The organism is Erythrobacter sp. 3-20A1M, from assembly GCF_018636735.1.
Lineage (GTDB): Bacteria > Pseudomonadota > Alphaproteobacteria > Sphingomonadales > Sphingomonadaceae > Alteriqipengyuania.
Map to the genome: position 1 here is coordinate 1045620 of NZ_CP045200.1, position 19899 is coordinate 1065518.

The following is a 19899-nucleotide window of genomic DNA, read 5'->3' on the forward strand; positions in this document are numbered from 1 at the left end:
CTCGGGTAAGCGCCTGCTTATGGCCGCTGCGTGCGCCCGGCACTAGCTCCGCCGCTCACACGCAGCACGAGGTACGCCATGACCACCGATCGAGACATTGCCAGAGACACCCTGTCCAAGGTGCCCGCCGTCACGCTGGGCTTCTGGATCGTGAAGATCCTCGCCACAACGCTGGGCGAAACCGGCGGCGACACGCTGTCGATGACCTTCAATCTGGGCTACCTCGTCAGCACCGCGATCTTCGTGGTGCCGCTGGTCGCGCTGGTGATCTGGCAGGTGCGCGCGGCGAAGTTCCACCCGGCGCTGTACTGGGCGACGATCATCGCCTCGACCACGGCGGGGACCACGATGGCGGATTTCGCGACCCGCTCCATCGGGATCGGCTATCCCGGCGGGGCGAGCCTGCTGCTGGCGCTGGTCCTGCTGAGCCTGCTGGTATGGCACCGCGCGATGGGTACCGTATCGGTCAACCGGATCGCCAGCCCGCGGGCCGAGACCTTCTACTGGGTCACGATCACCTTTTCGCAGACGCTCGGCACCGCGCTGGGCGACTGGGCGGCGGATACCGGCGGGCTGGGCTATCTGGGCGGGGCGGCGCTGTTCGGCGGCGGGCTGGCGATCCTGGCGCTGCTTTATCTCACCACCAGCGCGAACCGCGTGGCGCTGTTCTGGGCGGCGTTCGTGCTGACCCGCCCGCTGGGCGCGACGGTGGGCGATTTCCTCGACAAGCCGGTGGCGAAGGGCGGACTGGCGCTCAGCCGCCCGATCGCCTCGCTGGTGCTGCTGGCGGCGGTGGCGCTGCTGGTGTGGCTGATCCCGCAGCGCGCCGGATCGCATCCGGGCGGTGAGGCGCAGGCCTAGCTCTCGGCGTAGCGCGTGTTCGCGAGCTTGCAGCGCGTGTAATCCGGCGCGCCGTCGTTCCACCACACCGGGCCGCGTTCGCCCAGCGCGACTTTGGCCGCGTGAACCCGCGTACGGGCGGCCTTTTCCGCTCCGGTATCGCCGGCGCGCTTCGCTGCGCCGACCGCGCGGCGGGCATCCATCAGGTCGTTAACCAGCGCCTGCCGGCGCTCTTCGGGAAGGGAGGGGTCGGTCGCGCGCCACAGCACGCCGTCGACCACGATGTAGCGGCCGTCGGGCGTATGCTCCGGCCCCTCGTTGCGATCACTCACCTACCCGGCGGGCTCGGTCAGCTCGCGATCGAGCGTGCCCTCGCGCACGCCGCGGGCTCGTTCGGGCAAATTGGCGCGGGCGATCATGGTAAGATCCATGCCGGTCAGCATCCGCCCGTCATGCGCGAGCAGCGCGATCGGGCCGACCGGCATGCGGTCGCGCTCGTCCACCAGCACCGGGTCGGTCGGGGTGCGTTCGGCGGCGTATTTCTGCCCCCACTGGCGCAGCGCGAGCATGGCGGGCAGCAGGTCCTTGCCCTTCTCCGTCAACCGATACTCGATCCGCCGTCGGTCCTCGGGGTGCGGCTCGCGGTCGAGAATGCCATTCTCCACCAGCTTGGTCAGTCGGTTGGAGAGGATGTTGCGCGCGATGCCGAGCTCGTTCAGAAATTCCTCGAAATGATGCAGCCCGTTGAAACTGGCGCGCAGGATCATGAACGCCCAACGCTCGCCCATCACCTCCAGCGCTTCGGGCAGGCCACAGGCACTCAGTTCGCGTAGGGGCTCTCGTACCTTGTCGATCATCGCAATCCTCTCGAACGGGTCACGCTACGCCCGCGCAGGCAATCACCCAAGGGAATATACGTTTCAGGTTGCAACCTGCTACCTTTCATAATAGGTGGCGATCCGCAACTCGAACCGGAGCGAAAGCGTTGCGTCGTCATCTGCGGTTCGATGCACGAAGGAAGGACAACCCATGCTGAACCCCGCGAAATCGACCCGCTCTCTCGCCGCCTGCGCTTCCATAGCCGGGCTCGCCCTCGGCTGGACCGCGCTGAGCTTCGGCGCGGCGCTGAGTCCCGCGCCCGCCTCCGCCGATGGCGGCCCCTATTATCGCGCGGAGCTGGCCCAGCCCGCAGGGGAAGCCACGATCATCGCGCGCGGTACCGCCTGGTCGTGCCAGGATACGGTCTGCGCCGCCTCGAAGAAGAGCAATCTGCGCCCGATCCACGTCTGCCGCCATCTGGCGAAGAAGGCCGGCGAAGTGACCCGCTTCACGGTCGAGGGTGTCGATTTCAGCGCGGAGGAAATCGCCGACTGCGCGAAATGACGCGCTAGATCAGCCCGCGCGCACGCAAATCCTCCGCCAGGGTCGGGGCATCGCGGAAGTGGTGCCCCTGCCAGCCGAGCGCACGCGCCGCGGCGATATTGTCGGCATTGTCGTCGATGAACAGCATTCGTTCGGGCGCATGGCCGAACCGCCGCGCGGCAAGGCGGTAGATCGCCGGATCGGGCTTCGCGAGCTTCTCGCGCCCGGAGACGACGATGTCGCTGAAATGGTCGAGCACCGGCCAGTCGGGTGAGAACTGGTCCCAGAACTCGGCACCGAAATTGGTGATCGCGTAGAGCGGCATCCCACGCGCCGCCAGCGCCTCGACCAGCTCGGCCGTGCCCGGCACCGGCCCGGGAATGCTCTGGGGGAAGCGGGTCGCGTAGGCTTCGATCACCGGGGCATATTGCGGGAACAGCGCCCGGCGTTCGGCCACCATGTCAGCAGGGCGCGACCACGATCGACCTGCCCGTGCCACGCTTCCGTCACGGCGTGGGCATAGACCCACGCGATCTCGTCCGGATCGTCCAGCACCTGCGCGAACAGCACGCGCAGATCCCATTGCACCAGCACGCGGCCGACATCGAAGACGACCGCGTCCACACGCGAAACGACCGGCGCGGAAGGGTCCGCCCGGTCGCTCATGCTGTCGGATTCTGCGAAGCGTCCGGCATGCGGACGCGCGCCATCAGCCCTGGCGGGCCTTGAACTTGCGCACCGTCTTGTTGATGACGTAGGTGCGACCGCGACGGCGGATCACGCGGCAATCGCGATGGCGGTTCTTCAGCGACTTGAGGCTGTTGCGAATCTTCATGGTTTCGTTCCCGGGAATTGAAATCGGCACCGCAGATGGTCTGCGATGCCGCAAAAATCAAGGCGGGCGGATAATCGGGGGCCCGATGCGAGTCAAGCGCCGAACCGCCGAGAGCACGGCTCGGCACAGAAGCGCCGGCGGCGCGTTTGGGTGGGGAAGAGAGAGGAGTCCTCCCATGCGTATCCGGTCCGCCCTGCTTGCCGCGTCCCTGCCCATTACCCTCGCCGCGTGCGCGACCATGGGCAGCCCCAGCCCGGTCGACGTGACCCGCTTCGTCGAGCCAAGCGCGACCGCGCGGCTGGGCACCGGCACCGCCTTCGTCGAGGCAGCACCCGGATCGCCGGAGGACGGGCTGGCGATGAGCCCCTATATTTCCGCAGTCGCCTCGCAGCTCAACCGCATCGGCTATCGCGAAACGGCGCGCGGCACGGCGGATCAGGTGGTGCAGGTGCGCATCCAGCGTTCGCAGATCGACGCGCAGGGCCGGCGCAGCCCCGTCAGCGTCGGCGTGGGCGGTAGCACCGGCAGCTATGGCTCGGGCCTCGGGCTTGGGCTCGGCATCAATCTGGGCGGCGGTGGCGGCGGCCCGCGCATTGCGACCCAGCTGGGCGTGATGATCCGCGACCGCGCGACCAACGAGGTGCTGTGGGAAGGCCGCGCCGATTTCGACGCGCCCGCCGCATCGCGCTATGCGACCCCTGCCGGGAGCGCGCAGGTGCTGGCGGACGCCGTGTTCCAGAACTTTCCCGGCAATAATGGCGAAACAGTAAGTGTGGAGGTTCCCGAGTGAGCGACATCGCGATCGATACCCAGTTCGACAGCGGAAATATCGAAGTCAAATCGGTGGACGGCGCGAGCGCGCAGCTCGCCTTGCGCAAGGATAAGGACAGCGAATTCGCGCAGTGGTTCCATTTTCGGGTGACGGGTGCCGCGGGGCGCGCGCTCGAACTGACGCTGACAGGTCTGAACGACAGCGCCTATCCGGCGGGCTGGCCCGACTACCGTGCCTGCGTGTCGGAAGATCGCGCCTTCTGGGGCCGGGCCGACACGACTTTCGACAAGGACGCCGGAAACGGCACGCTCACCATCCGCTACACCCCCGCAAGCGACATCGCGTGGTTCGCCTATTTCGCGCCCTATTCGATGGAGCGGCACCACGATCTGGTGGCCGAGGCCGCCGCGGCGGAAGGCGTCGCCTATCGCCGCCTGGGCGCGACGCTCGACGGGCAGCCGCTCGATTGCCTCGAAATGGGCGAGGGCGAGAAACAGGTGTGGCTCTATGCGCGCCAGCATCCGGGCGAGAGCATGGCCGAATGGTGGATGGAGGGCGCGCTCGAATGCCTGACCGACCCGGCCGACACGCTGGCCCGCGCCCTGCGTGAAAAGTGCCGTTTCCATATCGTGCCCAATTGCAATCCGGACGGTTCACGCCGCGGGCATCTGCGCACCAATGCCATCGGCACCAATCTCAACCGCGAATGGGAAAGCCCGAGCGCGGAAAAATCGCCCGAAGTGCTCGCCATCCGCAACGCGATGGACCAGACCGGCGTCGATTTCGCGATGGACGTCCACGGCGACGAGGCGATCGCGGCCAATTTCCTCGCCGGGTACGAAGGCATCCCGAGCTGGACCGACGAAGGCGGCGAGCGCTTCTATCGCTTCCAGCGTATCCTCGCCCGGCGCACGCCCGACTTCCAGGCCGAGAAGGGCTATCCCAAGTCGAAGCCCGGCACCGCCAACATGACGATAAGCACCAATCAGGTCGCCGAGCGTTACGGCGCGACGGCGATGACTTTGGAAATGCCGTTCAAGGACAACGCCGACTGGCCCGATCCGGCGCAGGGGTGGAGCCCCGAGCGGTGCAAGGCTCTGGCGCGCGACTGCCTCGCCGCACTGCTCGAATGGCTCGATGAAGGCTGAACCGGTACGTAACTTTACCGTCGTCACCCTGGGTGTCGTCGGAGCCGTCTTTCTCGTCGCCAGCCTGATTTCGCTGTCGAATTCCAACCAGTGGTTCGTGCGGGTGCTCGATTTCCTCCGCGAACCCTGGGGTTGGCTGGCCCTGTTGCTGGGGGTCGTGGCGGTCCTGGTCAAACGTCCGGCGGGCTATGCCGTTGGCGCGTTGTTCGTGGCGACCGTGCTGATCCAGCTGGTGCGTATCTGGCCTTATGTCCCGCTGGCGAACGACCAGATCCGTCTGTCGCACAAGACCGGCGCGGGGGCGTGCTTCACCGCCCTTGCGCTCAACGTGAAACAATCGAACGACCAGTATGCGCCCGTCGCCTCCCTGATCCGCGAGCAGGAGCCGGACCTGCTGCTGTTGATGGAAACCGATGGCGCCTGGAAAAGCGCCTTGTCCGACGAACTGGCCCGGTTCGCCCATGTGAGCGCCATGCCGCTCGACAACACCTACGGCATGATCTTCGCCACCCGGCTGGAACTCGAACAGGCGCGAATGGTGGCCAACACCTCCGCCGACACGCCGACTATGTACGCGACGCTGGGCCTGCCCAACGGGCGAAGGTTCGAATTCGTGGGGCTGCATCCGCGCCCGCCCAGACCGGGGCAGGATACCGATACGCGCGATGCGAACATCGCCCGCGCGGGGCGGGTCACGCCGAACCGACTGGCCGATGTGCTGGTAATGGGCGATTTCAACGATGTCCCCTGGTCGAGCACCACCAGCCGTTTCCGGCACGAGGGCGGCTATCGCGATCCGCGTATCGGACGCGGGACGTTCCCGACCTTCCCCGCCGGTCATCTATGGCTGGGATGGCCACTCGACCAGATTCTGGTGAAGAACGCGATGGAGGTCCAAAGCTTCTCGGTGCTCCGCGATGTCGGCGCGGATCACCGCCCGATGCGCGCGCGGCTGTGTCTGGGATAACCGACCCGCGTCAGCCGAGGCTGGCAGGTCCGAAGGCGCGTGGGAGGAGATCGCTGAGCTTGACCCGATGCGTCTGCTCGGGGCCGACGCACAGGATTTCCGGGTCGGTCCCGCCCAGCTGGGCGAGTTCATTGAGCACCTGGCGGCACCGCCCGCATGGCGTGATCGGCTCCACGCCGGGGCCGGTCACCGCGACCTTCACCAGCCCGCCGCGCACCCCGTCGGCCATCGCTTTCGACACCGCCACCGTCTCGGCGCAGAGCGACAGGCCGTAGCTGGCGTTCTCGATATTGGTGCCCGTGACGATCGAACCATCTGCAAAGGCCAGCGCCGCGCCGACCGCGAAGTTCGAATAGGGGGCATAGGAGCGCTCCGCCGCTTCGCGCGCGGCGGCGATGAGGTCGTCTTCGGTCATGCGGTGTGCCCTACTGTGTGCGCGGCCGAATGGCGAGCGCGCTCACGGCTGCACCACCACCCATTCGAGCGGTTCGTCGGCGGCCTGCGTCGGGAGCGCGTGGTTGGCGCTCCACAGCAGCCAGGGCCGCCCGCCATAGGTCGGGGCGAAGCGGTCGCGGGTGAGCCACAGCTGCCGCTCCAGCCGCGCGGCGATGGTGTAGCGATCCTCGAATTCGGGCGAGACCTTCAGAATCACCGGCTTGCCGACATGCATTTCGATCTGGTTGATGAAGGTCATCAGCTCGCTTTCCACCTGCGCGTCGCCCACTTGCGGGTCGCATTCCTCGCCGGTCTTCGTCAGCGCGATCGCGGGCGGCAGCATCGCCTGCCCGCGCGGCACGGTCGTGACGAAATTGGCCGATTGCCCGTCCGCCAGCCGGCACGGGTCGAACACGTGCACCACCCCGACCTGCAAGCCGGCGGCGCGCGCCGCGGCGTAGTCGCGCGCGAAGGCCGGGTCCTCCCCGTCCGCGCCCGACGTCGCCAGCAGATAGACGAAGTCGGCCCCGATCGCGTGCAGCACCGGAAACTCGACCGCGCCGCTCTCCGCACTCACGAATGCGCCCTGGTCGGGATAGGCGTCCTCCGCCGGGCGGAAAGTGCGCGTTTCCCACCACCACCAGCCCCCGGCGAGCAATGCGAAGAGCACCAGCGCGCCGATGATCCGCGCACGCCAGCGCCTGGCCTTCTTCGTGGTGCGCGCCATCGCTCCTCAGCCCTTGATGTGGAGGACGCAGATCAGCGTGAACAGCCGCCGGGCGGTGGCGAAGTCGGTCTCCACCTTCCCCTCCAGCCGCTCCATCAGCAGCTCGGCAGCGTTGTTGTGGACCCCGCGCCGGGCCATGTCGATCGTCTCGATTTCCGCCGGAGTCGCCTTGCGGATCGCCTGATAATAGCTGTCGCAGATGGCGAAGTAATCGCGAATCGGGCGGCGAAACCGCGCAAGGCCGAGCTGCAATTCCTCCAGCGGTTCGTCGTCGTCGGAGCGGATGTCCATCTTCAACCGCCCGTCGACCACGCTCAATTGGAGCCGGTACGGCCCGTCATGCCCGTTTTCCGCACTGCGCACCGGGCGGAAGGTGTTCTCGTCGATCAGGTCGAAGATCGCCACCCGCCGTTCCTGCTCGATATCGGCGTTGCGCCACAGGATGGTCTCCTCGTCGAGCGAGATATGAGAGATGCGGTGCTGGTCCATCGGTTCGGGAAGCGCAATCGCAGAAGAAGCGACCGCTCGGCAAGGGGCTCGCGCATCATCCCCGCTTTCCACAGCGCGGGTGTTGCCGGATCGCTTGCCAGCATCCCGGGCGATCCGCATGAGAGGGTGCATGGCCCAAGATACCCTGCTCGAACGCCCCGAAATCGCATCCTCTGCCGAGGCTGCCGGCGCGCGCGCGCTGCCCGCGAATCTGGAGGCGGAGGCGTCGTTCCTGGGTGCGGTGCTGATCGACAATCGCGTGGTCGAGGACCTGGCTGCCCCGATTCGGCCCGAGCATTTTCACGCGCCGATCCACGCCCGCATCTTCGAGCGCGTGCTGACGCTGATAGATCGCAACGCCACCGCCAGCCCGGTGACGCTGAAGCCCTATTTCGAAGGGGACGAGCTGCTCAAGGAACTGGGCGGGACGACCTATCTCGCGCAGCTGACGCAGGACGGCACCGGGCTGCTGGCGGCGCGCGATCTCGCCCAGCAGATCTACGACCTCGCCCTGCTGCGCGAGCTTATCAGCGTGGGCCGCGGGCTGGTGGAGGAGGCGTTCGACACCTCGCAGGAGGTCGAACCGATGAAGCAGATCGAGCGGGCCGAGGCCTCGCTCTACGCCGTGGCCGAAGGCGCGATTACCGCGAACGAGGCGAGCAAGTTCTCCGCCGCGACGACCAAGGCGCTGAGCCTGATCCAGCTCGCGATCAATGCGGGCGGCGGCATTTCGGGCAAGACCACCGGACTGACCAGCGTCAACGAGAAGGTCGGCGGGCTGCACGATTCCGACCTCATCATCCTGGCCGGACGTCCCGGCATGGGCAAGACCTCGCTCGCGACCAATATCGCCTTTAATTGCGCCGACCGGCTGCTGCGCGATCGGCGCGACGGGATCGAGGAATCGATCGGGGCGGGCGTCGCCTTCTTCAGCCTGGAAATGAGCGCCGACCAGCTCGCCACGCGTATCCTGGCCGAACAGGCGCAGATCAGTTCCGAGGCGCTGCGCATGGGCAAGATTAGCCGCGACGATTTTCAGAAGCTCGCGATCGCCAGCCAGAAGCTGGCCGAGCTGCCGCTGTTCATCGACGACACCCCCGCCCTCACCATCGCGGGGCTGCGCACCCGTGCGCGGCGGCTGAAGAGGAAGCACGAGATCGGCCTGATCGTGGTCGACTACCTCCAGCTGCTGCAGGGTTCGGGCCGCGCCAACGACAACCGCGTGAACGAGATTTCGGAGATCAGCCGGGGCCTGAAGACGCTGGCGAAGGAGCTGGAGGTGCCGGTGATCGCGCTTTCCCAGCTGTCCCGCGCGGTCGAACAGCGCGACGACAAGCGCCCGATGCTGTCGGACCTGCGCGAATCGGGCTCGATCGAGCAGGACGCCGACATGGTCTGGTTCGTCTATCGCGAGGATTATTACGTCGCCGCGAAGGAGCCCAAGCGGCCCACCGAGGCGGACGATCAGGCGATCCACGAACAGCACGCGCAATGGGCGGCACAGATGGAACAGGTCTACGGCCTCGCCGAGCTGATCGTGGCGAAGCAGCGCCACGGTTCGACCGGCAAGGTGCGCCTGAAGTTCGAGCCGCGGATCACCCGCTTCTCCGACCTCGCCGAGGACATGCGCGCCAGCGACTACGATTGACGATCGAAACCGGCGACTGATTCGCTTGCGCCCGGCCCGCCCGCCTGCGACGGTCGGGCGATGGCCAAGGGGGAAACCGACACCGCGCTGCGTTTCGAAGGCGTTTCCAAGCGCTTCGGCAGCGTCCGCGCGGTGGACGATGTCTCGATCGCCATAGCGCCGGGCAGTTTCGTCGCGCTGGTCGGTGCGTCGGGTTCGGGCAAATCGACGCTGATGAAGACGGTCAACCGGCTGGTGGTGCCCGATAGCGGGCGCGTCCTGCTGCGCGGCGAGGACGTCGCCAGCCTGCCGCCCGCGAAGCTGCGCCGCCGGATCGGCTACGTCTTCCAGTCGATCGGCCTGTTCCCTCATATGACCGTGGCCGAAAATATCGGCATCATTCCGCGCCTGGCAGGCGATCGGATCGGGTCCGACCGGATCGCCGAACTGCTCGAACTGGTGGAACTCGACGGCAGCTATGCCACCCGGATGCCGAGCGAGCTGTCGGGCGGGCAGCGCCAGCGCATCGGCGTGGCGCGCGCCTTGGCGGGCGATCCGGTGCTGCTGCTGCTCGACGAGCCGTTCGGCGCGCTCGACCCCGTCACGCGCGACCAGCTGGGCGAGCGGGTGCGTAAGCTGCACCGCGATCTCGACCTCACCAGCGTGATGGTGACGCACGATATGGCCGAGGCGCTGCTGCTCGCCGACCGCGTGCTGGTGATGGATGGCGGACGCGTCGTCGCCGACGAGGAACCGCGCGCACTGGTCAACGGCGCGGGCGGCGAGGTGGCGCAAGGCTTCGTCGCGGTGCCGCGCGCGCAGGCCGAACGGCTGGCGGAACTGGAGATTTGAGCGGGTTCTGGGCCACGCTGTTCGGGCTCGGCGACAAGCTCGCCGCGCATGTCGTGCTGGCCTCCGCCGCGATCGCGCTGGGCATCGCGGTGGCGCTGCCGCTGGCCCTGTGGGCGAGCCGCAATGCCGCCGTGGCGCGCCTTTCGCTGGGTTTCGCCAGTCTGGTCCAGACGATCCCCGCGCTGGCGCTGCTCGCCCTGTTCTTCCCCGTCCTGCTGTTCGCGCGCGGCATCTTCGGCGACGGCCTGCCCACGCTCGGCTTCCTGCCCGCCCTGCTGGCGCTGTCGCTCTACGCGCTGCTGCCGATCCTCAGGAACGCGGTCACCGCGCGCGAGCATATGGAGCCCGGCGTGCTGGAGGCGGCGGACGGCGTCGGCATGAGCGGGTGGCAGAAGCTGCGGCTGGTCGAGGCACCACTCGCCGCGCCCTATGTCATGGCAGGCATCCGCACCGCGGCGGTATGGACGATCGGCGCGGCGACGCTTTCCACCACCATCGGCCAGCCGAGCCTGGGCGATCCGATCTTCGCCGGGTTGCAGACGCAGAACTGGACGCTGGTGCTGGCGGGCTGCGTTGCCAGCGCGGCGCTGGCGATGGTGGCGGACGCCCTGCTGGGCACGATCGAGCGCGGCTTCGCCAGCCGCAGGCGCTGGCTGGTATGGACCGGGTTCGGCATCGCGGCGCTCGGCATCGCCGCCTCCGCCTGGGTCCTGTACGGCCCCAGCCCGCGCCGCGAAGGGCGAACGATCACCATCGCGGCCAAGCCGTTCAGCGAGCAATACATCCTCTCGCGCCTGATCGGCGACCGGCTGGAGGGCGCGGGCTACCGGGTCGACTATCGCGACGGGCTCGGCTCGGCGGTGGTGCAGCAGGCGGTTGCGAGCGGCGCGATCGACATCGCGGCCGACTACACCGGTACGCTGTGGGCCAATGAGCTGAAGCGGGAGGACAATCCGGGGCGGGAGGCGATGTACCGCACCGTCGTGGACTGGGAACGGCGGAATGCGGGCGTGACCGTGCTCGGTCGGCTGGGCTTCGAGAACGCCTACGCGCTGGCGATGCGGCGAGACCGAGCTCGCGCGCTGGGCGTTTCGTCCATCGCCGACCTCGCGCCCGTGGCCTCGCGGCTGGTGATCGGCGGCGATCCCGAATGGTTCGAACGGCCCGAATGGTTGGCGGTCGAGAACGCCTACGGCCTGCGCTTCGCCGAGGCGCGGACCTTCTCCCCCACCTTCATGTACAACGCACTGAAATCGGGCGAGGCCGACGTCATCAGCGCCTACAGCTCCGACGGGCGGATCGCGGCGGATGCTCTGGTGACGCTGGCCGATCCGAAGGGCGCCTTGCCGAGCTACGATGCGCTGATCCTGCTCGCCCCGACCGTGGCCGACGATGCACGGTTGCGCGCCGCGCTGGAGCCGCTGCTGGGCGCGATCGACGTCGAAACGATGCGGCAGGCGAACCTATCGGTCGATCGCACCGACGCGAAAAAGGTCTCGCCCCAGCAGGCCGCGCAATGGCTCGCGCGGGAAATCGGGCTGGACTAGCGCGCGCGCTTCCAGGTCTGCGACTTGCAGAACGGACCGATACAGCCCTTCACCGTCAGCGTGTTGGCGTCCGCGCGTTCGAGGCGTGAGCTGTAGGTCTTACCCGCCTTGGGATCGTAGATCTCGCCCTTCCACTCGTTACCCTTGTAGGGGCGGAAGCCCGTCAGCACTGCCATACCGAGAAGGCGCCGGCTGCGCAGCTTGGGATCGGGATTGTTCACGTCGCGCTGGCCCGCACCCTGTGGCGGGGCCTTCAGGAATTTCACCACCTTGCCGCACACGGTTTCGCCGCAGCGCCCGATCTCCACGATCGCATCGCCATCCTGCGTGATCCACCGCCCGGCGACCGATTCCTGCGCGAGAGCGGGGGCGGTCGGGGCCGCGAGCGAAAGCGCGAGCACGGCGGCGGCGACATGGGATCTCATCGACAATCCTTCCTGCAAAGAGGCGGGATGACGCTCCCGCTGCCGTTACCTTAGCCGAACCCTGCCCCTTGCGGCCAGTCGGGAGAAGCGAGCGCCATCACCTTGAACAGCGCGCCCATCTCCTCCGGATCGGTCAGCCGGCGGTGCGCTGCGCGGATTTCCTCGTCGCGGTTCGGGGCCGACTTGGCGAGCACCGCGGCGCGCGCGTCGATCCCCAGCGCGCGCAGCCATCGGCCCTGGTCCGTCGTGCCGTCCCAGCGCGCGCCATGCGCGTGGGCCACGTCGCGCAGCGCGGCGAAGTCCACATGCGCGGTCAGATCCGCCTCCCCCGGATGGGCGAAGACACCGACCTTCTCGTGCCGCTTCACCGCCTGCAGCGTGGAGCCGGTGCGCGGCGCGTCGTATCCGTAATCGATCAGCAGCGCCGCACCGCCCTGCGCCGCCAGTCGCCGCGCGATCTCCTGAACGCTCGCCGCCGCAGCGGGACTGGTTTCGATGATCGTGCCCTCGGGCGTGTCGCGGCGTTCCGGCGGCACGGCGCTGTCCATCGGACGGTCGCCAGCGACGAAGACGAAGGCCTCGCCATCGAGCCCCACCATCCGCTCGCGCCAGCCCGGCCCGGACCGGACCAGCTGGCGCACCGGCAGGGCATCGAGGAATTCGTTCGCGACCAGCAACAGCGGCGCATCCTCCGGCACGCCGGCGGGATCATCGTGGAAATGCGCCTCCGGCACGGCCTGCGCCTGCACCGCGCGCAAGGCGGGTGAGCCCTCCACCAGATGCACCTCTGGCGCGAGGCCGACCTGCCGCATCGCGCGCAGGGCATCCTTCGCCAGCGTTCCGCGTCCGGGGCCGAGCTCGACATAGAGCACGTGCTCCGGCTTGCCCGCGCGCATCCACAGATCGGCCAGCCACAACCCGATCAGCTCGCCGAACATCTGGCTGATTTCCGGCGCGGTGGTGAAATCGCCCGCTTCGCCCAGTGGGTCGCGCGCCGCGTAATAGCGCGCATTGCTCTCGCCCATGAACTGCGAGACCGGGATCGGCCCGTGGGTGCGGATCAGGCGGCGGAAGCGCGCTGCGGTATCGCGCACCCCTTCCTCCACGCCCGGCTCGTCAGGCATCGAGGCGCGTATCTCCCACGGGCTTGGTGACGGTCGGGCGGCGCCAGAGCGACCACGCCATGATCGCCAGCCCGACCAGGATCATCGGGATCGACAGCCACTGCCCGCGCGACAGGCCGGTTTCCGTTACCACATAGGCGAGGTAGCTGTCCGGCGCGCGGAAGAATTCGTTGATGAAGCGCGCACCCGCGACGAACACCGTGAACAGGCCGACCAGCAGGCCGGGCCGCCAGCGCGCCTTGGTGTACCAGAAGACGCATAGTAACACGATCGCGGGCACCAGCCCCTCCAGCGCCGCCTGGTAGAGCTGGCTGGGATGGCGCGGCACCTGCAGCGGGTCGGTCGGGAAGATCATCGCCCACGGCACATCGGTCGGGCGGCCGTAGAGCTCGCCATTGATGAAGTTCGCGATCCGGCCGAAGAACATGCCGAACGGGACATTGACCGCGATGTAGTCGCACACGCGGATCCAGTTGAGCTGGCCGCGCCAGCTGACGAAGGCGATCGCCGCAAGCACGCCCAGTACCCCGCCGTGGAAGCTCATCCCGCCGTCCCACAGCCGCAGCAGGCCCCAGGGCATCCAGCCGGAATGGCTGAAATCGGTGAACAGTTCGGGGCGGTAGAACAGCGCGAAGCCCAGCCGCCCGCCCAGGATGATGCCGAGCGTGCAGTAGAAGAACAAATCCTCCGCATGCCGCTGCGCCATCGGTGCGCCAGGGGCCTTCACCATCTTGCTGAGGTGCCAGTAACCCAGCACGATGCCCGCGATGTAGGCGAGCGAATAGAAGCGCAGCGTGAAGAAGCCGAGATCGATGCCGGGCCGCAGACCCAGATCGGCCCAGTAGATCGGATGCTGGGCCACAGCCCCGGCCAGTAGTGACAGCACGCGCGAGACCCCTTATCGGTAGCAGCAAGAAACCCGTCGGATTTGCTGGGGCGGGCTTTGGCACATGCCGGAGCCCGAAGAAACCCTGCGCGTTTACCGGACGGGGCGAACGACGACCAGGAGAGACCATGCCGACCCAGCTCGACAATTCCCTCGATGCAATCATGGACAAGATGACCGCACCGGGGGCCCCGGCGGAGACCGTTCCGTTCACGCGCAACGGCGCGCAGATGCCGGTGCTGAAGAACGCGCCGCCCAGCATGGTGCACTATTTCGCCCATTACTGTGCCGAGCACGCCGACCTGGAATTCCTGGTCGATGCGGACAACCGGCTGACCTTCGCCGAGGCCTTCGATGCGGCGCGCCACGTCGCGGCGGGCCTGATCGCGACCCACGGCGTGGTCAAGGGCGACCGGGTCGGCATCGCGGCGCGCAATTCGGTCAACTGGATCGTCGCCTATATGGGGATCATGATGGCGGGCGGCTGTGCCACGCTGGTCAACGGTTTCTCCAATGGCGAGGAAATGGCCGACGCGATCGACATGGTCGATTCACGCCTGGTGCTGGCCGACCGCCAGCGCGCGGCGCGGCTCGACGGGATCGACCATGGTGCCACCCTGCTGCCGCTCGAACACGACAAGGCACCGGCGCAAGGACTGGCAGCCGTCTGGGGCGATCCCGATGCGACATCGCTGCCCGAGATCGGGCCGGACGATTACGCGACCCTGCTCTACACCTCGGGCTCCACCGGCCGCTCCAAGGGCGCCTATTCGGACCATCGCGGCGTCGTCCACGGCACCATGAGCTACGCGCTGCAATCGCTGATGGCGAAGAGCTATCTCGAGGCGACCGGGGACGCCCCCAGCGAACAGCCGTGTACGCTGATCGCGGTGCCGCTGTTCCACGTTACCGGCGAAGTGCCGCTGTTCCTGCAAAGCTACGCGCTGGGCCGCAAGATCGTGCTGATGGCGAAGTGGGACGCGGCCGAAGCGATGCGGCTGATCGAGGCCGAGCGCGTAACCTACTTCGCGGGCGTCCCGCTGATGACCTACGAGATGGCGACCCATCCCGAACGCGACCAATTCGACATGTCCACCTGCCGCAGCTTCGCCGCCGGTGGCGCGCCGCGCCCGGCGGACCATGTGGCGAAGATCAAGGAAGCGTTTCCCGAGGGCTTCCCCCTGCTCGGCTACGGCCTCACCGAAACCAACGCGGTTGGCTGCGGCAATTTCAACGAGAACTACATGGCCAAGCCCAACAGCACCGGCAAGCCGAGCCGTCCGCTGGTGGACATGGCGATCATGGACGATGACGGAAACCGGCTGCCGCAGGGTTCGATCGGCGAAATCTGCCTGCGCACCGCCTGCAACTTCATCGGCTACTGGAACGACGAGGAAGCGACCAGGGCCGCCTTCACCGACGACATGTTCTTCCGCACCGGGGACCTCGGGCGCTTCGACGAGGACGGCTATCTCTTCATCGTCGACCGCAAGAAGGACATCATCATCCGCGGCGGCGAGAACATCTCTTGCATCGAGGTGGAGGAAGCGATCTACGGCTGCGAAGGCATCGCCGAATGTTCCGTCTTCGGCCTGCCCGACGAACGCTATGGCGAAATCGTCGGCGCCACCTATCTGGCAAAGGAAGGGCACCGCGTGTCCGCGGACGAGCTGAGCAGCTTCCTCGAGACGCGCCTGGCACCGTTCAAGCGGCCGGAGAAAATCTGGCAGGCGCATGAGCCGCTGCCCCGGCTGGGCACGCAGAAGATCGACAAGCGTACCCTACGCGACCACTACACCAAGGAAATCCTCGGCGATTGAATAATCTCAAAATCCCCAACCAGCGCGCCGTGATCGACCGGCGCGCCCTTTCCACCGCCATCGAACAGGTGATCGAGCGGGAGGGGAAGGACGCGCGGGCCGGCGTGCTCCATTTGTTGCGAAACGCGCTCCATACCGGGCGGGTGGAGATGCGCACGCGGCTGGAACATCAGCCGTCCGCCGGGCACCAGATCACCGCCGGTTACGCCTTCCTGATCGACCAGATCGTGCGCCTGATCCACGATTACGTGGTCCAGCACGTCCATCCGGTCGCCAACCCGTCCGCCTCCGAACGGATCGCGGTCATGGCGGTGGGTGGCTACGGCCGGGCGGAAATGGCGCCGCATTCGGACGTGGACATCGCCTTCCTCCACCCCGCCCGCCGCACGCCGTGGTGCGAGCAGGTGACCGAGGCGATGCTGTACCTGCTGTGGGACCTGGGCCTGAAGGTCGGCCACTCCAGCCGCACCCCCGACGACGTGATCCGCATGTCGAAGGAAGACCTGACGATCCGCACCGCCTTGCTCGAAGGGCGCTTCCTGTGGGGCGATCGCGACCTCTACGATGCCGCCGCGGCGCGCTATCGGGCCGAGGTCGTCAAGGGCACCGAGCGCCAGTTCGTGTCAGAGAAGCTGGCCGAGCGGGACGCGCGGCACAAGCGGATGGGCGACACGCGCTATGTCGTCGAGCCCAATGTGAAGGAAGGCAAGGGCGGCCTGCGCGACCTGCAGACGCTCTACTGGATCGGCAAGTATGTGCACGGCGTGCGCAGCGCGGCGGAACTGGTCGATGCGGGCCTGTTCACCGATGCGGAATACCGCTCCTTCCGCCGGGCGGAGGGATTCATGCTGGCGGTGCGGTGCCATTTGCACGACATCACCGGGCGGGCGGAGGACCGGCTGACTTTCGATCTGCAGAAACAGGTCGCGGGCCGAATGCAGTTCGCCGACCGGCGCGGGAAGAGTTCGGTCGAACGCTTCATGCAATATTACTTCCTGCAGGCGAAGCGGGTGGGCTCGCTGACCGGCGTATTCCTGGCGCAGATCGAGGACGGCTTCGCCAAAAAGACCGCGCGTAGCGGCTTCTTCGCCGGATTCCGCGCCCGTCCGCGCCAGGTGAAGGGCTATCGCGTCGAGGGCGGGCGGATCGCCGCCCCGTCCGACGACTGGTTCGAGAAGGATCCGGTGCGCCTGATCGAAATCTTCCAGCTGGCCGAGGAGCACGAGCTGGAGGTCGACCCGCGCACCATGCGCCAGGCCGATCGCGAAAGCGGCTTCATCCGGGAAGAGACGCGAAACGACCCGCGCGCCAACGCGCTGTTTCTCGATCTGCTGGCAGGGAGGAACGACCCGGAAAAGGTCCTGCGCTGGATGAACGAGGCCGGCGTGTTCGGCCGTTTCGTGCCCGATTTCGGCCGCGTCAACGCGCAGATGCAGTTCAACATGTACCATCACTACACGGTGGACGAGCACACCATCCGCGCGATCGGCTTCCTCAGCCAGATCGAGAAGGGCGAGCTGGAGAAGGACCACCCCCGCGCCACCCGCCTGATCAAGAAGGTCGAGAACCGGCGCATCGCCTATGTCGCCACGCTGCTGCACGACATCGCCAAGGGGCGTGGCGGCGACCACTCGATTCTGGGTGCGGAAGTGGCCGAGGCGCTGTGCCCCCGCTTCGGCCTGACCGACGCGGAGACCGACCTCGTCGCCTGGCTGGTGCGCTATCACCTGCTGATGAGCGAAACCGCGTTCAAGCGCGACCTGTCCGACCCCAAGACGGTGGAGGATTTCGTCGCCGAGGTGCAACGGGTGGAGCGGCTGCGCCATCTCGCCATCCTGACCTCGGTCGATATTCGCGCGGTCGGGCCGGGCACCTGGAACAGCTGGAAGGGGCAATTGCTCGGCCAGCTCTACGATGCCTCGGTCGAGCGGATGCGGCTGGGCCACACCGTCAACCACCGGCAGGCGCGGGTGGATCAGCGCATGCGCGACGTGCGCGAGCTGCTGGGCGAGCGTGCGGACCTGCTCGAACAATATGAAGGGCTGCTGCCCGACGCCTACTGGATCGCCGAGCCGACCGACGTCATCGCGCGCAATCTGGTGCAATACGACGCGGCGCGCGATGCCAGCCACGAGCTGTCGATCCACACCGAGTTCGACGAGGAGCGGGGCGCGACGCTGGTCACCGTGATCGCCGCCGACCATCCAGGCCTGTTCACCCGCATCGCGGGCGGCATCCACCTCGCCGGCGCGAACATCATCGACGCGCGCATCCACACGACGCGCAGCGGCTGGGCGGTCGACAATTTCCTGGTGCAGGACCCGGTCGGACGCCCCTTCGGCGAGGAAGAACAACTCGCCCGGTTGAAGAAATCGATCGACGAGGCGCTGGCCAATCGCGGCGAGCTGGTGCCCCGGCTGGCGCAGCGCCCGCTACCCCGCAAACGCGCCGGTGCCTTCGACGTCGCGCCGCTGGTGACGGTCGACAACGAAGCCTCCAACCGCTTCACCGTGGTCGAGGTCAACGCGCGCGACCGCTCGGCCCTGCTCAACCGACTTGGCCGCGCGTTGTTCGAACAACGCACCATCCTCCACTCCGCGCATATCACCGCCTATGGCGAGCGCGCTGCGGACACGTTCTACGTCACCGACCTGACCGGCGACAAGATCACCGCCAAGGCGCGGCTGGAGGCGATGAAGACCGCGCTGGCCGAAGCTGCCAGCGACGAGCGGCAGGCGGAGCTGGAGACGGCCTGAGCGGTACCGCCCTGCGTCCGACCGCGTTCGGGTCAGGCCCTAATCCCGCGCGCCGAACAGCGCGGTGCCGACCCGTACATGCGTTGCGCCCAGTTGCACGGCGGTTTCGTAGTCGCCGCTCATGCCCATGCTGCGCCCCTCCAGCCCGTGGTCGCGCGCCAGCTTGTCGAGCAGGGCGAAGAACGGGGCGGGCTCGATTTCCAGCGGGGGGATGCACATCAGCCCGACGACCGGTACGTCGAGCTCGCGTGCCTGCTGGAGCAGCGCGGGCAGATCCGCAATCGCGCAGCCGCCCTTCTGCTCCTCCTCCCCCACATCGACCTGCACGAAGCACGGAACGCGGCGTCCGGTCTTGTCGTATGCCTTGGCGAGCGCCGTCAGCAGACTTGGCCGGTCCAATGAGTGGATAAAGTCGAACTTCCGCGCCGCATCTTCGGCCTTGTTCGATTGGAGGGAGCCGATCATGTGGAGTTCGATATCGGGGTGCCGCTCACGCAGAGCGGGCCATTTCGCCTCCGTTTCCTGCACCCGATTCTCTCCGAAGACGCGCTGTCCTGCGTCGATCAGCGGCTGAATCGCCTGCGCGTCGTGGGTCTTGCTGACCGCTATTAGCGTCACCTCCTCGCGCGGGCGCCGGGCAATCTTGCATGCTTTTGCGATGCGGGACTCGACATCTTCGAGGCGGGAGGCTGCGCTTTCCATCGCACGAGCCTATAGCCGCGCGATGCCCGCGATCCACCCCCTGCCGATGCTGTGGCTGCTGACCGATGTGCGCAACGATGCGCGGTTGGAACAGGCGATCGCGCGCTTGCCGACCGGGTCCGCCGTGGTGTTCCGGCATTACCACCTCGACGAAGCGGCACGGCGCAAACGGTTCGATGCGCGCGCGGCACTAGCCCGCAAGAACGGGCACGCGATGGTCCTCTCGGGCGGCGCGGAAACCGCCGCCGCATGGGGAGCCGACGGCGCTTACGCTCCCCCCGACCGTCTCGGCCCGCCGTCCGAACTGCTGCGGATCGCCACTGCGCACGATGCGGACGAGATAGCGCGGGCCGAAGCGGTGGAGGCCGATGCCATCATGCTTTCGCCGGTCTTCCCGACGCGATCGCATGCGGACGCCAAAACGCTGGGCATCGCCGGATTCCACGCCCTCGCCGAAGCCACGCGCCTCCCCGTCATCGCGCTGGGCGGCATGACGGCGGAGCGCGCGCGACAGCTCGACTGGTCTCGCTGGGCGGCGATCGACGGGCTGTCCTGAGCCCTCGCTCCGCCGCACCCAGCTTGACC

General features: G+C 67.5%; 23 protein-coding genes. 11 read left to right on the forward strand and 12 right to left on the reverse strand.

All coding sequences use genetic code 11. The features are described 5' to 3' along the window. Window positions 1-78: 78 nt before the first annotated feature. Window positions 79-861: a hypothetical protein gene (locus F7D01_RS05180; protein ID WP_215229148.1), complete on the forward strand. Its 783-nt coding sequence runs from the start codon at window positions 79-81 to the stop codon at window positions 859-861. Here the strand turns inward: F7D01_RS05180 and F7D01_RS05185 are convergent. Together F7D01_RS05185 and F7D01_RS05190 are read right to left on the reverse strand one after the other, a co-directional pair. Beyond that, a complete protein-coding gene (locus F7D01_RS05185) occupies window positions 858-1172 on the reverse strand; it encodes a hypothetical protein (protein ID WP_215229149.1) in 315 nt (104 codons plus the stop codon). The two genes, F7D01_RS05180 and F7D01_RS05185, sit on opposite strands and share 4 nt — an antisense overlap. Beyond that, entirely contained in the window at window positions 1173-1697 is a 525-nt protein-coding gene (locus F7D01_RS05190; protein WP_215229150.1) for a helix-turn-helix domain-containing protein, read from the reverse strand. Between the two features lie 172 nt (window positions 1698-1869). Between F7D01_RS05190 and F7D01_RS05195 the strand changes: the two genes are divergently transcribed. Further along, window positions 1870-2223: a hypothetical protein gene (locus F7D01_RS05195; protein WP_215229151.1), complete on the forward strand. Its 354-nt coding sequence runs from the start codon at window positions 1870-1872 to the stop codon at window positions 2221-2223. 4 nt (window positions 2224-2227) lie between these two features. On the opposite strand, the gene F7D01_RS05200 is transcribed toward F7D01_RS05195, so the two are convergent. The 3 genes from F7D01_RS05200 to ykgO are packed head-to-tail and all read right to left on the reverse strand — an operon-like array spanning window position 2228 to window position 3037. Then, window positions 2228-2662: an HAD-IA family hydrolase gene (locus F7D01_RS05200; RefSeq protein ID WP_371819684.1), complete on the reverse strand. Its 435-nt coding sequence runs from the start codon at window positions 2660-2662 to the stop codon at window positions 2228-2230. Continuing rightward, complete coding sequence (locus F7D01_RS15485) at window positions 2617-2868, reverse strand: hypothetical protein (RefSeq protein WP_371819685.1); 252 nt, start codon at window positions 2866-2868, stop codon at window positions 2617-2619. The genes F7D01_RS05200 and F7D01_RS15485 overlap by 46 nt, the downstream gene beginning before the upstream one ends. 43 nt (window positions 2869-2911) lie before the next feature. Then, entirely contained in the window at window positions 2912-3037 is a 126-nt protein-coding gene (gene ykgO, locus F7D01_RS05205; protein WP_160735550.1) for a type B 50S ribosomal protein L36, read from the reverse strand. 175 nt (window positions 3038-3212) lie between these two features. Here ykgO and F7D01_RS05210 point away from each other — a divergent pair, with 175 nt between their 5' ends. From F7D01_RS05210 to F7D01_RS05220, 3 genes are read left to right on the forward strand one after another with little or no spacing between them, the layout of a single operon-like run. Then, window positions 3213-3827, forward strand: coding sequence for a DUF4136 domain-containing protein (locus F7D01_RS05210; protein ID WP_215229152.1), 615 nt, complete (start codon window positions 3213-3215; stop codon window positions 3825-3827). Next, window positions 3824-4957 carry a M14-type cytosolic carboxypeptidase gene (locus tag F7D01_RS05215; protein ID WP_215229153.1) on the forward strand — a complete coding sequence of 378 codons (1134 nt, stop codon included), beginning with the start codon at window positions 3824-3826 and terminating at the stop codon, window positions 4955-4957. Before F7D01_RS05210 ends, F7D01_RS05215 begins: the two co-directional genes overlap by 4 nt. Next, window positions 4947-5924: an endonuclease/exonuclease/phosphatase family protein gene (locus F7D01_RS05220; protein WP_215229154.1), complete on the forward strand. Its 978-nt coding sequence runs from the start codon at window positions 4947-4949 to the stop codon at window positions 5922-5924. The genes F7D01_RS05215 and F7D01_RS05220 overlap by 11 nt, the downstream gene beginning before the upstream one ends. 10 nt (window positions 5925-5934) lie before the next feature. On the opposite strand, the gene F7D01_RS05225 is transcribed toward F7D01_RS05220, so the two are convergent. From F7D01_RS05225 to F7D01_RS05235, 3 genes are read right to left on the reverse strand one after another with little or no spacing between them, the layout of a single operon-like run. After that, entirely contained in the window at window positions 5935-6339 is a 405-nt protein-coding gene (locus F7D01_RS05225) for a cytidine deaminase (protein WP_215229155.1), read from the reverse strand. Between the two features lie 42 nt (window positions 6340-6381). Continuing rightward, window positions 6382-7086: a glycoside hydrolase family 25 protein gene (locus F7D01_RS05230; protein WP_215229156.1), complete on the reverse strand. Its 705-nt coding sequence runs from the start codon at window positions 7084-7086 to the stop codon at window positions 6382-6384. Window positions 7087-7092: 6 nt separating this feature from the next. Continuing rightward, a complete protein-coding gene (locus F7D01_RS05235; RefSeq protein ID WP_215229157.1) occupies window positions 7093-7575 on the reverse strand; it encodes a UPF0262 family protein in 483 nt (160 codons plus the stop codon). A gap of 130 nt (window positions 7576-7705) precedes the next feature. Between F7D01_RS05235 and F7D01_RS05240 the strand changes: the two genes are divergently transcribed. The 3 genes from F7D01_RS05240 to F7D01_RS05250 are packed head-to-tail and all read left to right on the forward strand — an operon-like array spanning window position 7706 to window position 11601. Beyond that, window positions 7706-9223, forward strand: a complete 1518-nt coding sequence (locus tag F7D01_RS05240) for a replicative DNA helicase (protein ID WP_215229158.1) — start codon at window positions 7706-7708, stop codon at window positions 9221-9223. Window positions 9224-9283: 60 nt separating this feature from the next. Continuing rightward, window positions 9284-10054 carry an ATP-binding cassette domain-containing protein gene (locus F7D01_RS05245; RefSeq protein WP_215229159.1) on the forward strand — a complete coding sequence of 257 codons (771 nt, stop codon included), beginning with the start codon at window positions 9284-9286 and terminating at the stop codon, window positions 10052-10054. Further along, window positions 10051-11601 (forward strand): ABC transporter permease/substrate-binding protein, encoded by a 1551-nt coding sequence (locus F7D01_RS05250; protein WP_215229160.1) that lies wholly within the window; start codon window positions 10051-10053, stop codon window positions 11599-11601. The genes F7D01_RS05245 and F7D01_RS05250 overlap by 4 nt, the downstream gene beginning before the upstream one ends. On the opposite strand, the gene F7D01_RS05255 is transcribed toward F7D01_RS05250, so the two are convergent. The 3 genes from F7D01_RS05255 to lgt are packed head-to-tail and all read right to left on the reverse strand — an operon-like array spanning window position 11598 to window position 14036. Beyond that, on the reverse strand, window positions 11598-12026 hold the full coding sequence (locus F7D01_RS05255) for a DUF2147 domain-containing protein (RefSeq protein WP_215229161.1): 429 nt from the start codon (window positions 12024-12026) through the stop codon (window positions 11598-11600). The genes F7D01_RS05250 and F7D01_RS05255 overlap by 4 nt on opposite strands. A gap of 50 nt (window positions 12027-12076) precedes the next feature. Beyond that, window positions 12077-13150, reverse strand: a complete 1074-nt coding sequence (locus F7D01_RS05260; protein ID WP_215229162.1) for a class I SAM-dependent methyltransferase — start codon at window positions 13148-13150, stop codon at window positions 12077-12079. Beyond that, entirely contained in the window at window positions 13143-14036 is an 894-nt protein-coding gene (lgt, locus tag F7D01_RS05265) for a prolipoprotein diacylglyceryl transferase (RefSeq protein WP_215229163.1), read from the reverse strand. The genes F7D01_RS05260 and lgt overlap by 8 nt, the downstream gene beginning before the upstream one ends. Window positions 14037-14164: 128 nt before the next feature. Between lgt and F7D01_RS05270 the strand changes: the two genes are divergently transcribed. Further along, window positions 14165-15856 (forward strand): class I adenylate-forming enzyme family protein, encoded by a 1692-nt coding sequence (locus tag F7D01_RS05270; protein WP_215229164.1) that lies wholly within the window; start codon window positions 14165-14167, stop codon window positions 15854-15856. Then, window positions 15853-18612: a [protein-PII] uridylyltransferase gene (locus F7D01_RS05275; RefSeq protein WP_215229165.1), complete on the forward strand. Its 2760-nt coding sequence runs from the start codon at window positions 15853-15855 to the stop codon at window positions 18610-18612. Before F7D01_RS05270 ends, F7D01_RS05275 begins: the two co-directional genes overlap by 4 nt. A 39-nt stretch (window positions 18613-18651) precedes the next feature. Here the strand turns inward: F7D01_RS05275 and F7D01_RS05280 are convergent, their stop codons facing one another. Then, window positions 18652-19314: a YggS family pyridoxal phosphate-dependent enzyme gene (locus F7D01_RS05280; RefSeq protein WP_215229166.1), complete on the reverse strand. Its 663-nt coding sequence runs from the start codon at window positions 19312-19314 to the stop codon at window positions 18652-18654. A gap of 22 nt (window positions 19315-19336) precedes the next feature. Here F7D01_RS05280 and F7D01_RS05285 point away from each other — a divergent pair, with 22 nt between their 5' ends. Beyond that, on the forward strand, window positions 19337-19870 hold the full coding sequence (locus tag F7D01_RS05285; RefSeq protein WP_215229167.1) for a thiamine phosphate synthase: 534 nt from the start codon (window positions 19337-19339) through the stop codon (window positions 19868-19870). Window positions 19871-19899 lie beyond the last annotated feature (29 nt).

Coding starts and splice junctions, on each gene's coding strand:
- F7D01_RS05180 (WP_215229148.1), top strand. CDS start 79: ATGACCACCGATCGAGACATTGCCAGAGACACCCTGTCCAAGGTGCCC.
- F7D01_RS05190 (WP_215229150.1), bottom strand. CDS start 1,697: ATGATCGACAAGGTACGAGAGCCCCTACGCGAACTGAGTGCCTGTGGC.
- F7D01_RS05195 (WP_215229151.1), top strand. CDS start 1,870: ATGCTGAACCCCGCGAAATCGACCCGCTCTCTCGCCGCCTGCGCTTCC.
- F7D01_RS05200 (WP_371819684.1), bottom strand. CDS start 2,662: ATGGTGGCCGAACGCCGGGCGCTGTTCCCGCAATATGCCCCGGTGATC.
- F7D01_RS15485 (WP_371819685.1), bottom strand. CDS start 2,868: ATGAGCGACCGGGCGGACCCTTCCGCGCCGGTCGTTTCGCGTGTGGAC.
- ykgO (WP_160735550.1), bottom strand. CDS start 3,037: ATGAAGATTCGCAACAGCCTCAAGTCGCTGAAGAACCGCCATCGCGAT.
- F7D01_RS05210 (WP_215229152.1), top strand. CDS start 3,213: ATGCGTATCCGGTCCGCCCTGCTTGCCGCGTCCCTGCCCATTACCCTC.
- F7D01_RS05220 (WP_215229154.1), top strand. CDS start 4,947: ATGAAGGCTGAACCGGTACGTAACTTTACCGTCGTCACCCTGGGTGTC.
- F7D01_RS05225 (WP_215229155.1), bottom strand. CDS start 6,339: ATGACCGAAGACGACCTCATCGCCGCCGCGCGCGAAGCGGCGGAGCGC.
- F7D01_RS05230 (WP_215229156.1), bottom strand. CDS start 7,086: ATGGCGCGCACCACGAAGAAGGCCAGGCGCTGGCGTGCGCGGATCATC.
- F7D01_RS05235 (WP_215229157.1), bottom strand. CDS start 7,575: ATGGACCAGCACCGCATCTCTCATATCTCGCTCGACGAGGAGACCATC.
- F7D01_RS05240 (WP_215229158.1), top strand. CDS start 7,706: ATGGCCCAAGATACCCTGCTCGAACGCCCCGAAATCGCATCCTCTGCC.
- F7D01_RS05245 (WP_215229159.1), top strand. CDS start 9,284: ATGGCCAAGGGGGAAACCGACACCGCGCTGCGTTTCGAAGGCGTTTCC.
- F7D01_RS05255 (WP_215229161.1), bottom strand. CDS start 12,026: ATGAGATCCCATGTCGCCGCCGCCGTGCTCGCGCTTTCGCTCGCGGCC.
- F7D01_RS05260 (WP_215229162.1), bottom strand. CDS start 13,150: ATGCCTGACGAGCCGGGCGTGGAGGAAGGGGTGCGCGATACCGCAGCG.
- F7D01_RS05270 (WP_215229164.1), top strand. CDS start 14,165: ATGCCGACCCAGCTCGACAATTCCCTCGATGCAATCATGGACAAGATG.
- F7D01_RS05280 (WP_215229166.1), bottom strand. CDS start 19,314: ATGGAAAGCGCAGCCTCCCGCCTCGAAGATGTCGAGTCCCGCATCGCA.
- F7D01_RS05285 (WP_215229167.1), top strand. CDS start 19,337: ATGCCCGCGATCCACCCCCTGCCGATGCTGTGGCTGCTGACCGATGTG.